Source organism: Brevibacterium permense (assembly GCF_025506275.1).
In the GTDB taxonomy this organism is placed as follows: Bacteria; Actinomycetota; Actinomycetes; order Actinomycetales; family Brevibacteriaceae; genus Brevibacterium; species Brevibacterium permense_A.
Window position 1 is genome coordinate 170,786 of record NZ_QYCP01000094.1, and the last position, 14,495, is coordinate 185,280.

At 63.3% G+C, this 14,495-nt stretch carries 9 protein-coding genes; 4 read left to right on the forward strand and 5 right to left on the reverse strand.

Annotated features, from left to right (window positions below; genetic code table 11):
- Positions 1-2: 2 nt before the first annotated feature.
- From D3I60_RS15955 to D3I60_RS19215, 3 genes are all read right to left on the reverse strand, one after another.
- The gene (locus tag D3I60_RS15955) at positions 3-1,283 is read right to left on the reverse strand and encodes an ArgE/DapE family deacylase (protein WP_262777483.1); all 1,281 of its coding nucleotides are present in this window, start codon (positions 1,281-1,283) and stop codon (positions 3-5) included.
- A gap of 60 nt (positions 1,284-1,343) precedes the next feature.
- Positions 1,344-1,643, reverse strand: a complete 300-nt coding sequence (locus D3I60_RS15960) for a biopolymer transporter Tol (RefSeq protein WP_262777485.1) — start codon at positions 1,641-1,643, stop codon at positions 1,344-1,346.
- 172 nt (positions 1,644-1,815) lie between these two features.
- The gene (locus D3I60_RS19215; RefSeq protein WP_346659578.1) at positions 1,816-2,616 is read right to left on the reverse strand and encodes a VOC family protein; all 801 of its coding nucleotides are present in this window, start codon (positions 2,614-2,616) and stop codon (positions 1,816-1,818) included.
- Between the two features lie 176 nt (positions 2,617-2,792).
- Here D3I60_RS19215 and D3I60_RS15970 point away from each other — a divergent pair, with 176 nt between their 5' ends.
- Entirely contained in the window at positions 2,793-5,819 is a 3,027-nt protein-coding gene (locus D3I60_RS15970) for a DEAD/DEAH box helicase (protein WP_262777486.1), read from the forward strand.
- A gap of 125 nt (positions 5,820-5,944) precedes the next feature.
- Here D3I60_RS15970 and D3I60_RS15975 read toward each other — a convergent pair whose 3' ends face one another.
- A complete protein-coding gene (locus tag D3I60_RS15975; RefSeq protein WP_262777488.1) occupies positions 5,945-7,042 on the reverse strand; it encodes a type I restriction endonuclease in 1,098 nt (365 codons plus the stop codon).
- Between the two features lie 165 nt (positions 7,043-7,207).
- Between D3I60_RS15975 and D3I60_RS15980 the strand changes: the two genes are divergently transcribed.
- Positions 7,208-8,452, forward strand: coding sequence for a glutaminase (locus tag D3I60_RS15980; RefSeq protein WP_262777490.1), 1,245 nt, complete (start codon positions 7,208-7,210; stop codon positions 8,450-8,452).
- A gap of 18 nt (positions 8,453-8,470) precedes the next feature.
- On the opposite strand, the gene D3I60_RS15985 is transcribed toward D3I60_RS15980, so the two are convergent.
- Positions 8,471-9,949, reverse strand: a complete 1,479-nt coding sequence (locus tag D3I60_RS15985) for an SLC13 family permease (RefSeq protein WP_262777492.1) — start codon at positions 9,947-9,949, stop codon at positions 8,471-8,473.
- Between the two features lie 407 nt (positions 9,950-10,356).
- Here D3I60_RS15985 and D3I60_RS15990 point away from each other — a divergent pair, with 407 nt between their 5' ends.
- Together D3I60_RS15990 and D3I60_RS15995 are read left to right on the forward strand one after the other, a co-directional pair.
- Complete coding sequence (locus tag D3I60_RS15990) at positions 10,357-11,520, forward strand: pyridoxal-phosphate-dependent aminotransferase family protein (RefSeq protein WP_262777494.1); 1,164 nt, start codon at positions 10,357-10,359, stop codon at positions 11,518-11,520.
- A 7-nt stretch (positions 11,521-11,527) separates the two neighbouring features.
- Positions 11,528-14,482 carry an FAD-binding and (Fe-S)-binding domain-containing protein gene (locus D3I60_RS15995; protein WP_262777496.1) on the forward strand — a complete coding sequence of 985 codons (2,955 nt, stop codon included), beginning with the start codon at positions 11,528-11,530 and terminating at the stop codon, positions 14,480-14,482.
- Positions 14,483-14,495 lie beyond the last annotated feature (13 nt).

A 14,495-nucleotide genomic window follows, 5' to 3' on the forward strand; every position in this document is an offset into this window, starting at 1 on the left:
GTCTAACTCAGCGGCTCCAGCCCGCACCACTCGGCGATGAAGAGCGCGATGGTCTTGGTGATCTTGCGGACGGATTCGATGTGGACCCGTTCGTCGAAGGCGTGGATGTCGAGGGACCTGGGCCCGTAGGTCAGGGTCGGCATCGCTCCGTAATTCGTATAGACCCGACCGTCGAGGTAGCCCGGCGTGGTGAACGACTGCAGAGGCTGGCCGAACACATCGTGATGGGCCGAGCCGAGCACGGACTCTGCTTCCCCACCTTCCTCGAGCCGATATCCCGCAGCGAAGAAACCGGTCTTCTCCATCCGTGGCAGACGACCGTCCTGGCCGAGCCGCGCGATGCTTGCATGCCGGACGTGCTCCTGGATCTCTTCCCACGCCTGTTCCGGATCGACCCCTGGGTAGATGGCGGCGCGCACGGAGATCTCACACCATGACGGGACACTGGAGGGCCAGTCTCCGCCCGAGATCTCTCCGACATTGAAGTTGATCGGATGATCGACGTCCTCGAAACCTGGGTGCTGGTCCTTCTGAGCATTCCACTCCGCTTCGAGTGCGCGCAGGTCGGCGATCACGTCATTGGTCGCGTCGAAGGCGTTGAATCCCTGACTCATCTCGCGGACATGACTCGGTTTTCCTTCGACCCGAACGGTGAACCAGATGACTCCGACGTTGGTTCGCACCAGAGCGTTCTCCTCTGGTTCAGGAACGAGCACGGCATCGCCGGTGTAGCCGCGCAAGAGGGCCGACAGCGCACCGTTGCCGGTGCTCTCCTCCTCCACGACCGACTGAAGCTGGAGTGGTGCCGCGGGAGCGAAGCCGGCAGCAGTGATCGCGTCGAAGGCGAAGAGGTTGGCAGCGAGCCCGGCCTTCATGTCCCCGGCACCACGTCCGTAGAGCCATCCGTCCTCGATTCGAGGCTCGAAGGGCGGGGTGGTCCAATTCTCCAGCGGCCCGGTCGGCACCACATCCACATGTCCCTGCAGAATGAGCGACCGGCCCCGCACGACAGTCGGCCGATAGCTGCCCACGACGTTGAAGTCTTCGTCGTAGGGCACGGTCATCGGACCGAAGCCCGCATGATCTTCGATGTCCTCTTCGTCGATGCGCCAGCGGTCGATCTCCAGTCCTCTGTCGGCGAATTCCTGTTCCATGCGGTCCTGGATCGCCGCTTCACTGCCGCGGACCGAAGGACAGCGGATCAGATCACCGGTGAACTCAAGCTGACGATCGAATGCGTTGTCGACGGCGTCGGTGATGGCCTGGGCGACTTCTCGATTCATTCTTCACTCTTCCACATACTCAGGTTGTTGGTTGACGGAGCTGCTGACTGGCAATTGAGCTCAGCGTAGTTCCTGCAGTGACTCCTCGGCACGTCGTTCGCGGTCTTCAACCGCCATGTCCCACCAGTATTCGCCGCGTTCGCCGAGACCGTGCTTCGCGATGTTCACCTTCCGCCTCGCCTCCGCGAGATCGTTCTCATCGCCCCGCTTCTTTGCTTGCCTGACGGCATTCCTCGCAGCGCCGAGGTGACTCTTGAGTTCCTCGACGACACGAGGTTCCAGTGCGGGATCGGTTCGCCGCCACCGCCGTCCCTTGACGATCAGCCACCGATCGTCATCGCCGTCGCCGTTCTCGCTCATGCGACGAAGATACAGGACGTGTCGCCGAAGAATACAGGTCGCGTCGGCGCGTCGATGCAGGACTACTTCGCTCCCGACGAGATCGAACTGTTCAATCCCTGAGCCCTGACCACACTGGAGCCCCTCGATACCGAGACATCAGCGATCTGCCGTCGAGCCCACGCATTCACTTTCAGGCCACGAAGATGCAGAACGGGTGCCCGGAAGGATCCGCGAAGACGTAGAGCGGCTCGTTCTCGTCATCGGCTCGGTCGAGAATCAGTCGCGCGCCGAGGCTGTCGGCGCGTTGTCGCTGAAGTTCAAGATCGTTCAGATCCTCGACCGTGAAATCAAGGTGAAGCTGCATGGGCACTGTGGGATCGGGCCACGTACTCCGTTCAAGGCTCTCGGTCTTCTGGAAGGCGATCATCCTCCGCCCTGCTCTGTCTGTAAGCACCAGCCAGACATCGTCATCGGGGCCAGTACCTTCAGGCGGCTCGTCACCAGGGCGATAGACATAGCCGAGCAGCTGCCGATAGAACTCGGCGAGTTCTCGCGGTTCGGTTGCGTCGATGACGGTGTGCAGCAGGTGGGGATAGTCGCCAGTGCCAGACTGCTGCACCGGATCGTCGACCGCCATCGGGGTGAGCACGGCGATCTTCCACCCGCCATCATCCTGCACGAGCTGATACATGTTCCGCTCGTCCGGCGCACCGCCGTGATATCGCCAGGTGACGTCGGCCCAGATGCTGTGCCCGGTCGATGCCGTCACGGTGACGGCGGCGTCGACCTCCGTGACGCCTTCGTACTGTCCGAAAGCCTGCGCGAAGAACTGCTCGCTCTGCCGCGCCTCGGTGACGAGGATCCGCTGTCCCGGGAACTCGATGAGTGCCGGCACCGCATAGTGGTCGGCAATCGCCACGGCATCCCGGTCGAGCAGCGCACGGGTGTAGGCGTCGAAGAACTGTCTGTGAACATCGCTGTTCTCATCCATGCCGCAGATGCTACTCCGCGCTCATGACACGACGATCCCCTATCGGACCGACAACGTCCCGGTCGGCACGAATCCATGCGATGACCCGTCGGCAACATCTCGGCATGCCCTTCTCAAGGAGCAGCGCTGCGCATCCGTCGAAAGTCCGCGTCACCGACAGGTGAGAAGATGGCTTTGTGCCTGAAACTCAACCGTCCGCTGTCACGACCGGTTCCGCCATCCCCGCCGATTGGCGCGATGCCTTCGCACCACTCGCCGAGGCGGCTCCGCACTCGCACACGCCCGTGGCCTTGGGATTCGAGCTCGTCCAGGTCATCCCCCGCACGTGGTTCGAGGCCCAGCACTCCGTCCTCCTCGACAAGGACGATGTCACCCCGGGCGCGAATCCGAGCCTCGCGATCCGTCCGCTCATGCTCAGCGAGTCCGGCAACTGGGTGAAGAAGTCCCTGTCATGGCGCACCATCGACCGCATGGCCCGGCAGTTCGACATCGACCCGGCCCACCAGGAATGGTTCACCCAGCTCGCCGGACTGCGCACCCGCGGGAAGACGGACTTCACTCCCGACGGGGCGCCCTACCACCTCGGCGATTTCCGAACTCCCCTGCTGTGGGACCACTTCGTACAGGGGAAAAAGCTCGGCATCGAATTCGTCGGCATCAACCCTGACATGACAGTCCGCATCGGTCACAACGCGAAAGCCGCCATCGACATCCGCCGCAGCCAGAGCCGCCTGCAGGTGCAGACGCGGGCAACCATCGACGAACGCGAATATCTCCCCGGGCTGATCAGACCGATCTGGACGCACGGATTCTTCGGCATCGACATCACCAGCGGTTTCACCGTCACCCTCGCCCCCGCGGAGACCCCGACGAAGGAAACCGCGCTGCCCGTGCTCCAGTCTCCCGGGCCGATCACGATTCCCGCGGCCGAGGCCGAAGAGTTCTTCGAGGAGTACTACCCGTTGCTGCGCTCCAGCGCCGAGGTCATCAGCAGCGACGCCACCGTCGCCTTCCCGCAGTATGGTCGCCCCCGGCTCGTCGTCTTCGCCGCGTTCGGCGCCGGGGACAAACTCTCCTTGCGCTGGTACTGGGAATACCAAGGACCGCGCCGCACCTTCCCGGTCATCGATCGGACGAATCTCAGCGCCGCCTCGGCGAGGGAGTACGCGGAGCAACGCGAACTCGACTTCGAAGATGCCGTCGTCACCGAGGTCGACAGACTCCTTGCCGACACCCACGAAGCCGGGTCCGCTCTGCCGGGCATCGTGGACGTCGAACTCGACGACGCGGACACCGCGGATTTCGTCGTCAACGTCCTGCCCGGGCTCGAGGAGCTCGAGCACGTCAAGGTCATCACACGCGGGAAGAAGCAGCCGTACCGGGAGCTCGGCGGGGAGCCGAACGTGAAGATCACCTCGGTCGAGTCGGAGAAGAACGACTGGTTCGATCTCGGCTTCCAGATCAGCATCGACGGCCACCCGGTCCCCTTCGTCAAGCTGTACAAGGCGCTGGCGGCCGGGACGAAGAAGATCAAGCTCTCAGACGATTCGTTCCTGCCGCTGAACAAGCCGATCTTCGACAAGCTCAAGGCACTCCTCACCGAGGCGGACCTCATCCCCGAGTGGGAGCCCGGGGCACCGAAGATCTCCCGCATGCACGCGGGCCTGTGGTCGGATTTCGAGGACCTCGCCGATGAGTCCGAACCGGCCGCGACCTGGCGCGATTCCGTGCGGGCCCTGGCCGACCTCGATCGCCTGCCCGCCACCGAGGTGCCCGATCTGAACGGCGCGAAGCTGCGTCCGTATCAGGTGCAGGGTTTCCGGTGGTTGGCGCTGCTGTACTCGTGCCGCCTCGGGGGGATCCTCGCCGACGATATGGGCTTGGGCAAGACCCTGCAGACGCTCGCGCTCATCAAGCATGCTAAGGCCAGCGCCCCCTTCCTCGTCGTGGCGCCGACCTCTGTGGTCCCGAACTGGGTGAAGGAGGCGACCGCATTCACTCCTGACCTGGATGTTCGTGTCGTCGCCGAGTCGACGCGGGCCCGTGGGGTCGACCTCGCCGAGGTGGCTCACGGTGCCGATGTCATCGTCATGTCGTATGCGATGCTCCGATTGGAGGAGGTCCCGATTTCGCGGATGGAGTGGGCGGGTCTGATCCTCGACGAGGCACAGTTCGTGAAGAATTCCAATGCTCAGACGCACTTGGCGGCGAAGGAAGTGCGTGCCCCGTTCCGTCTGGCGCTGACCGGAACCCCGTTGGAGAACTCGCTGAAGGACGTGTGGTCTCTGTTCTCGATCACGTCGCCAGGACTGTTTCCGTCACCGCATCGATTCGAGGAGGAGTACGTCCGACCGATCGAATCGGGTGAGAACCCGGGACGGATGCAGAGGCTGCAGCGGCGGATCCGGCCTTTCATGATGCGCCGGACGAAAGATCTGGTGGCGGCGGATCTGCCGGAGAAGCAGGAACAGGTCATCTCGGTCGAGCTCAATTCCGCGCACCGGAGACTCTACGATCGGATTCTGCAGAAGGAGCGGAAGAAGATCCTCGGCTTTGTCGACAGCGAATACGACAAGCAGCGGTTCATCGTGTTCCGGTCGCTGACGCTGCTGCGGATGCTCGCGCTCGACCCGTCCATCGTCGATGCCGAGCATGCCGAGGTGCCGTCGTCGAAGCTCGCAGCGCTCCTGGAACGGCTCGGGGATGTCATCGCCGAAGGCCACCGGTCGATCGTGTTCAGCCAGTTCACGTCGTTCCTGTCCAATGTCGCTGCCGAACTCGATCGCCGAGGCGTTCCCTATGTTCTCCTCGACGGTTCGACGCGGAATCGCGGGGCCGTGGTCGATGCGTTCCGGTCGGGTGAGGCACCGGTGTTCCTCATCAGCCTCAAGGCAGGCGGCTTCGGGCTCAACCTCACCGAGGCGGACTATGTCTTCCTCATGGATCCGTGGTGGAATCCTGCCTCAGAGAATCAGGCGATCGACCGCGCGCACCGGATCGGGCAGACGAAGAACGTCATGGTGTACCGCTACGTCGCCGAAGGCACGATCGAGGAGAAGGTGCTCGCCCTGCAGAAGCGCAAGGCCCAACTCTTCGACGAACTCATGTCCGATGCCGGCACCTATGAGGACCGCGGCCCCGGCGGCCAGGCCTTCAGCCAGACCATCACCGCCGCGGACATCAAGGGGCTGCTCGAGGGGTAGAAGCGGCGCCGAGCAGAAGATTCTGCCAAGCGCGGAGTCCGCGTCGTACCGGCCCGCATCTGGGCTCACAGATCCGCCGAGACGATCTAGGCCAGCGGTCCTTAAGCAGATATTCTCGGCCCGGCTCAGACCAGATAGCGCTTCACCGTGGCCCGGATAGCCTCTGCATGGAGGTAGATCTCTTCAAGACCTTCGATCGTGTGCCTGGTCTCGACCTTTTCTTCATCGAAGAGACCCAGGTACTTCTGCTTCTTACCATTGAAATGGAGTCGAGCGATGGGCTTTCTGTTGTTGTCATCCAGAAGCACGGCAAAATAGGACTTCGCATCACGTTGAACTACTCGTTCCGGCTTCACCTCGCTGCAGCTGATGGCCTTGACGATCTGGTAGCCCTCGAGTTCTTCCAACGTCGTTTCGATCACTGTATCTCTGTCCAGATCTGATTCGACGACAGGCTCGCTGGCCACAGTATCCTCCCTAGCAGGATCCTCCGCTTGCGGAACATCAGAGGCTCCCAACGCAGTCTTCAGGCGGTCGTTCACCCTTTCATTGAGGAACTGTTTCGCCGCTTTGGACACCAACTGGGTGAACTGCGCCTTGGCGTCCTGCGTAAATCGACCGTCGTAGACACGGCTGGTGAAGAGGCGCACGAACGCCTCATCCGGCTCCTTGAACTGCCCGGCGATTTCCCTCTTGATGGCTCCGACGTACTTCAGTTCTTCTGCAGCGCTGACCACCGAATCGAGGTCGAACACTTCTTTGGTCAACTTCTTGAGTTCCGGAACGATCGTCTCGTCGATCTCATTGAGGTCGAGCACCAGGAAGGGCCTGTCGTCCATTTTGTTCGGTGCATCGAGGTCGGTATAGAAGTTATAGACCTCGCCGTTTGTGAGAACTGCGATCCGAGCATTTGTCACGGAGAAATACCGGAAGAGCTGGGACGCGTGCTCGATCTTCAACGGCTCCGTCGACTTCTTGCACTCGATGAGGATCTGCACTTCACCATCGCGCATGATGGCGTAGTCGACCTTCTCGTTCTTCTTCACTCCGACATCGGCCGAAAACTCTGGCACCACCTCAAGTGGGTTGAAGATGTCGTAACCCAGGATCGTTGAAATGAAGGGCATAATAAACGCGTTTTTCGTTGCCTCTTCGGTCTGAATCGCTTCTCGCTGGTTGCCAACCTTGGCAGCCAAGGCAGACAGCCGCTCTTCGAACTCCATTGTTCCTCCACAAGCTCACGTCATCGATAGTTGCGTAATTTCAAACTGTAGCCTGCTGGGAATGATATGAACCGTCCGGACGCGCATAATGCTGTTTGCATCAGCCGGAGCGTTTAGTCTTGGACCGAGACGACCCGACAGTCCGATCACAGAGGGAAGGCTCCCATGCGCACACCGATCCCCGACTATCTCGACGAGATCCTCGATGCTCTGCGCGACGATGACTCAGGAAGCGTCGCCGACTACATCCCGGCACTCAAGGCAGCGAACCCCGATCTGTTCGCCGTCGCCCTGACGACAGTGGCAGGCAGGACGTACAGCTCGGGCGACTGCGATGTCGAATTCTCGATCCAGTCGATGTCGAAGCCCTTCACCTACGCTGCCGCACTCGCCGACCGAGGCGAGCAGTTCGTGACCTCACACGTCGGAGTCGAACCTTCCGGTGAGGCCTTCAACGAGCTCTCCCTGGAGACCGGGAGCCACCGACCGAAGAACCCGATGATCAATGCGGGCGCAATCACGACTCACCACCTCCTCGTCGACTCCGGCACCAGCCGACAGGCTCGGGTCGAACGCGCCCGCGATTTCTTCTCCGAACTCGCCGGCCGCCGACTGCACATCGATGAGCGGATCTTCGAATCCGAGCTCGAAGCCGCCGACCGCAACCTCGCCATCGCCCACATGCTGCGCAGCTACGGCATCATCGAGGACGACCCGCACGAAGTCGTCGCCGGATACACCGCGCAATGCTCGATCTCAGTGACGGTGCGCGACATCGCGATGATGACTGCGACACTGGCCAACGGCGGAATCCATCCCGTCACCGGCACCACAGTCGTCGCCCGCCCCATCGCCCGGCGGACCCTGTCGGTCATGGCCGCTGCAGGCATGTACGACGCCGCGGGTTCCTGGTTCACCGATGTCGGAATTCCGGCGAAGAGCGGAGTGGCCGGCGGCCTTCTCGGCGCCCTTCCGGGGCAGGTGGGCATCGGCACGCTCTCCCCACGCCTCGATGACCACGGCAACAGCGTCCGAGGCCAGAGAGTCTTCCGTCGCCTGTCTGCGGATATGGGGCTCCACCTCATGGACGCCGAGGCGCTCGGTTCACGTGAGCCGCGCAGCATCGCGGTCGGTGGAGATACGACGACCGTTGCCCTGCAGGGAATCATCGACTTCACCGGCGCCGAGGTGGTCCTCGACCGACTCGACCGCTCCACCCCGACGACGCCGAAGGTCATCATCGACCTCTCTCGGGTCGACAGCTTCACCGACGTCGGTCGCCGAATGGTCCTCGAGGGGATGCGGCGCCTGAGCCTCGACGGTCTCGCTGTCGGACTCAAGGATCCGGATGGCGTCCTACCCGAGCCCGACCTCGGCGATGGGACCTTTCCGTTCATCCCGAACGGCTGAGCCCGGCGCCGACGCCGCTCACCCCCAACCGGGGACGACGAAGATCAGCCAGGTGACGATCGGTGCGATGACGACCATCGAGAAGCCCCACACCATGAGCTGCTTGAACACCCTGTCCCGCTGTTCTTCAGGCGAGTTCGCCACAACCAGAGCACCAGAGGTGGAGAACGGCGAGGAATCGACCACCGAAGACGAGATCGCCAGGGCGATGATCAGCCCGATCTCGCCGACGCTGCCTGTGAGCAGGAACGGCACAGCCAGAGGAATGAGTGCGCCGAGGATGCCCGTCGTCGACGCGAATGCAGAGACGACCGCGCCGATGAAGCAGATGATCAGTGCCGCGAAGAGCGGAGCTCCCATGCCGGCGACCTGACCGCCGAGCCAGTCGATCGTGCCCAGACGTTCCATGAGCTCGACATAGGTGACGATGCCGCAGATCAACAGCACAGTGGGCCACGCGATCTTGCTCACCGCGCCCTTGCTGGTTCGGGGCGAGAAGAACGAGATGATCACGGCGATGCTGATCGCGGTGAAGCCGACGTCCTGATTGAGCGGGGGCACAACCATGACCGCAAGAACGATGAGCCCGACGAGAGTGACGATCCGATTCCGATCGAGGGTGGTGACTTCGACATCCTCGTCGGTGTCCTTGACCATCGTCGTCTGGACCGACCGTCGAGCCGCCCTCCGCTCGGGATCGTGATACGGCGCGGGCGAGCCGCCCGATCCGCTGCCAGAACCGCCCACCCCGGCACCATCCAAGCCAGACGTGCCCGAGTTGCCGCTGCCTCCGGCACCGCTGCCGGAGTCGACGCCGCCGCCCCCACCGGATGCGCCGACGTCGACCAGTTCCCCGTCTTTGTCCTCGAGGCCGTGGCCCAGGTCGCGCTTGCCCAGCAGCTCCCGTCCGCCGAAGAGGAAGAAGCAGACAAAGCCGAGGATGACATTGAAGACGAACGATGCGAGGAAGAGCAGCAGCGGGCTGCCCGGAAGGTCATTGCGTTCGACAACCTGATTGGTGATCGTGCCGAAGATGCTCAACGGCGAGAAACCGCCGGCTGTCGCACCGTTGATGACCATCAGCCCCATGAGCAGCGGTCGGATGCCGTACCGCCGGGCAAAGCCCATCCCCATCGGCGCGATGATCGCGATGGCGGCCGGCACCACGGAACCGAAACCGGACAGAAGAGCCGTGACGACGAAGAACACCCACGGGATCAGGGCAATTCGGCCGCCGACGGCCTTGACGAGGACATGGACGATCCAATCGACTGTGCCGTTGTCCTTCGCCAAGGCGAACAGATAGGTGACGCCCACCAGAATGAGGAACAGATCTGCAGGGAAACCCGACAGCAGAGTGTCGACGTCCTCACCCAGGACAAAGGTTCCGAACAGAAACGTCGCCATGAGCGCGAGCGCGCCCATATGGACCGAAACGAAGGTGGCGATGACGAACAGGGCCACGAGGACGAGTATCGAAGCAATTTCCAAAGACACAATTCGCTCCTATGCGATGTGTAAATCAGCCGGAAACGACCCCATTGCCGCAACCGGCATTCCACGATGTGGAAATGTTCTTGCTACTTTATGAAAGTCTGCCCCGAGCAATTCCAAATCGTCAAGACATCGACTTCAGTTTCCCGAATATCAGGATCATGTATACCGGGACGCTTCCGGCAAAAGAATCACGGCGTCTTACGGATCCACATATCCCCAGGTCCAAAGCTCAGAAGAAATGGAATACCTCCAGCTGAATCGGAGCAGAAATACTCGACTCGCTCGACGAGACGATCGGCGCAGATTTCCGTTCCGAATCCTGGAAAGGGCATTTTTCATTCGAAATCATTGTGGTAGCGTCAAATGAAAATGATGTACCGCATCGTGGAATCAGAGAGGATTCTTCAATGACTATCAGCGGACGGCATTTCCTACAGATTCCGGGCCCCAGCAACGTTCCCGATACTGTTCTTCGGGCCATTTCGATGCCCACCATCGACCATCGCGGCCCGGCGTTCAAAGAGCTCTTCAGTCATGTGCTCTCAGGCATGGCCGACATCTTCGGAACCGCCAATCAGGTCGTCATCTACCCAGCCACGGGAACCGGGGCGTGGGAGGCTGCGCTGGTCAACACGCTCAACCCCGGCGACGAGATCCTCTGTTACGAAACCGGTCATTTCTCCTCACTATGGAAGACGATGGCCGAGAAATGGGGTCTCAGACCCACGGTCATTGCCGGGGATTGGCGCACCGGTGCCGATCCGCAGAAGATCGGCGAGGCTCTCGCCGCCGACACAGCTCACCGCTTCAAGGCCGTATGCGTCGTCCACAACGAGACCTCAACCGGAGTCACGAGCCGCATTCCCGAGATCCGCGCGGCCATCGACGCCGCAGACCACCCAGCTCTGTTCATGGTCGACACGATCTCCTCGCTCGGTTCCGTCGACTACCGGCACGACGAATGGCGCGTCGACGTCACCGTCTCGGGCTCACAGAAGGGCCTCATGCTCCCGCCGGGGCTGTCCTTCAACGCCGTCAGCGACAAGGCGCTGGCCGCCCACGAGTCCTCGTCCCTGCCGAAGTCCGTATGGAACTGGACGGAGATGCTCGCCGCCGGCAGAAACGGAATGACTCCCTACACCCCGAACACGAACATCCTGTTCGGACTCAAGGAGTCTCTGCGGCTGCTGAACGAAGAGGGCCTGGAGAACGTCTTCGCTCGACATATCCGCTTCGGCGAAGCGACGCGAGCCGCGGTCGAAGCCTGGGGCCTCGAAGTGCTGTGCACGAACGAGAGCGAATACTCCCCCGTGCTCACCGCCGTCGTCATGCCCGAAGGGCACGACGCAGACGAGTTGAGAAAGCTCATCCTCGACCGCTTCGACATGTCTCTGGGGGCGGGCCTCTCCAAACTCCAGGGGACGGTCTTCCGGATCGGCCACCTCGGCGATCTCAATGATCTCACCCTTGCAGGCACACTGGCCGGGGTCCAGATGGGACTGCAGCTGGCGGGAGTGAAGATCGACCCGGCCGGCCTCGGAGCCGCCCTCGACATCCTGCGCGAGGGCTGAGCTCACCATGAGCGCCGACACGACTGCTGACACGAACACGAACGTCACCGACCTCGTCACCGATCTCACGCGCAGCATCGAAGGCGGCGTCGACACCTCGGCCCGCCGTCTGGCCGAATATGCCGTCGACGCCTCGAACTACCGGATCGTCCCGCAGGTCGTGGCCTTCCCGAAGACCACGGCCGACGTCGTCACGATCCTCGACGTGGCCAGGTCACACCGGGTGCCCATCACCTCCCGCGGCGGCGGCACCTCACAGGCGGGCAATTCGATCGGCACCGGCATCGTCATCGACTTCTCCCGCCACCTCAACCGTATCCTCGACATCGACCCGGTGGCGAAGACCGCTCGTGTCGAACCCGGGGTGCTCATGAGTCAGCTGCAGAAAGCCGGGAAACCACACGGGCTGACCTTCGGGCCTGATCCGTCGACGAAGAACCGGGCGACGATCGCGGGCATGATCGGCAACAACTCCTGCGGACCGCACGCGATCTCGGCCGGTCGCACCGTCGACAACATCGTCGAGATGACGGCCATCGACGGCAACGGCCGGTCGTTCCTCGCCGGGTCCGGGCTCGATCCCATTCCCGGACTCGCCGAGGTGGCCGGCCGTCATCTCGGAGTCATCCGCACCGAGTTCGGTCGGTTCAGCCGCCAGGCATCGGCCTATGCGATGGAGCATCTGCTCCCGGAGAACGGCCCGAATCTCGCGAAGTTCCTCGTCGGCAGCGAAGGCACCCTGACGACGATCACCGAGGCGGTCGTGAGCCTCGGCGATCTTCCGAACTCACCGACGGTGCTCGTCCTCGGCTACCCTGACATGTTCGAGGCCGCCGATGCCGTGCCCCGGGTGCTGCCCCATGGGCCGCTCGCCGTCGAAGGCATCGACTCGCGGCTCATGGACATGGTCCGCAACCACAAGGGCAAGGACGCCGTGCCTGAGCTGCCGGCGGGCGAGGGCTGGCTGCTCATCGAGGTCGCCGGCGCCACCGCGGACGAAGCGGTCGCGAATGCCGAGGTCATCGCCGCGGATGCCGGCACCGATCACTTCCGCATCCTGCCTGCCGGCAAGGAGGCGAGCACCCTGTGGGGCATCCGCGCCGACGCCGGCGGACTGGCCGGACGCACCGAAGACGGCAATCCCGCCTGGACCGGATGGGAAGATGCCGCGGTGCCGCCCGAGGTGCTCGGCGACTACCTGCGCGACCAGGACGAGCTGATGGCTTCCTACGGCGTCCGCGGTCTGCCCTACGGTCACTTCGGGGACGGCTGCGTGCACATGCGCACGGACTTCCCCTTCGACCGTCCCGACGGCGTCGAGATCTTCCACGATTTCGTCATGGAGGCCGGGCGACTCGTCACGAAGTACGGCGGATCCGCTTCCGGCGAGCACGGCGACGGGCGAGCCCGCTCCGAACTCCTCGGTCTCCAGCACTCGGATGAGGCGATCGCCGCCCTCGGCGAGGTCAAACGGCTCTTCGACCCGGACAACCTGCTCAATCCGGGCATCATCGTCGACCCTCTGCCGATCACCGCTGACCTGCGCAGGCCGCAGTCGATCTCGATCGGCACGGCCGGCGGCTTCGCCTTCGCCCACGACAAGGGCAGCTTCACGAACGCCGTCCACCGCTGCGTGGGCGTCGGCAAATGCCGTGCGGATACCTCCGGGGCCGGCGGCTTCATGTGCCCGTCGTATCTGGCGACGAAGGATGAGAAGGATTCCACCCGCGGCCGCGCCCGAGTCCTCCAAGAGGTGACCAACGGAGGCCTGTTCGACACCTGGGACAGCGCCGAGGTGGCTGACTCGCTCGACCTGTGTCTGAGCTGCAAGGCCTGTTCGTCCGACTGCCCGGCCGGGGTCGATATGGCACAGTACAAGTCCGAGGTCCTCCACCGCACCTACCGCGGCAAGCTCCGTCCGCTGTCGCACTATTCCCTGGGCTGGCTGCCGAGCTGGGGGCGACTGCTCACCGCGATTCCCGGAGTCAGTTCAGTGGTGAACGCGGCGCTGGGGGTCCGTCCCCTGGCCAAGCTGGTCCTGTCCGGCGGCGGAATGGACCCCCGACGGAAGATGGTCCGGTTCAACGACCGACGCTTCTCCCGCTGGGCGAAGTCCCGCCTCTCCCCCACCGAGGCGCGCGATGCCTCAACGGCGGATCGCGACGCCCTCGTCGCCGACGAATACATCAGCACTTCCGACGCAAGGAAGAAGCAGGTCCTGCTGTGGGCGGATTCGTTCACCGAATACCTCTCCGACGCCGGGGCGAGAACGGCCGTCGACCTGCTGGAGTCGGCCGGTTTCGAGATCCTGCTGCCTTCGAAACAGGCCTGCTGCGGGCTCACACTCATCTCCACCGGACAGCTCGACGCGGCGAAGCGGAAGCTCGAGTCGACGATGGCGATCCTCGATCCCTACGCGCGGAAGAACATTCCCATCGTCGGAATCGAACCGAGCTGCACCGCGGTGCTGCGCAGCGACCTCGACGACCTGTTTCCCGATGACGAACGGGCCAGGCGGATCGCGGCGACCACCTCGACGCTGGCCGAGGTCCTCGTCGATGCGGAGTTCGATGTTCCCGATCTCACGGGCCGCACCGTCGTCGTCCAACCGCACTGCCACCAGCATTCGGTCATGGGCTTCGCCGCAGACCGGGCGCTCCTCGAGCGCACGGGAGCGACGGTGCGCGAGCTCGCCGGCTGCTGCGGTCTGGCCGGGAACTTCGGCATGGAGGCCGGCCACTACGAGACTTCGGTGGCGGTGGCTGAGAACGCTCTGCTGCCGGCTCTGCGCGACGCCCCGGCGGATTCGATCTTCTTGGCCGATGGGTTCTCCTGCCGGACACAGGCGGCGGATCTCGCGAACGTGAACGGCATGACACTGCCGCAGCTGCTCACCGGCGAAGCCTCGAAGCCGGAGCATTCGGCCCGCGCCTCCCGTCTGCCCGAACCCGCCGATGGGTGAACTGGCGGGTGCC

Coding starts and splice junctions, on each gene's coding strand:
- D3I60_RS15955 (WP_262777483.1), bottom strand. CDS start 1,283: ATGAATCGAGAAGTCGCCCAGGCCATCACCGACGCCGTCGACAACGCA.
- D3I60_RS15960 (WP_262777485.1), bottom strand. CDS start 1,643: ATGAGCGAGAACGGCGACGGCGATGACGATCGGTGGCTGATCGTCAAG.
- D3I60_RS19215 (WP_346659578.1), bottom strand. CDS start 2,616: ATGGATGAGAACAGCGATGTTCACAGACAGTTCTTCGACGCCTACACC.
- D3I60_RS15975 (WP_262777488.1), bottom strand. CDS start 7,042: ATGGAGTTCGAAGAGCGGCTGTCTGCCTTGGCTGCCAAGGTTGGCAAC.
- D3I60_RS15980 (WP_262777490.1), top strand. CDS start 7,208: ATGCGCACACCGATCCCCGACTATCTCGACGAGATCCTCGATGCTCTG.
- D3I60_RS15990 (WP_262777494.1), top strand. CDS start 10,357: ATGACTATCAGCGGACGGCATTTCCTACAGATTCCGGGCCCCAGCAAC.
- D3I60_RS15995 (WP_262777496.1), top strand. CDS start 11,528: ATGAGCGCCGACACGACTGCTGACACGAACACGAACGTCACCGACCTC.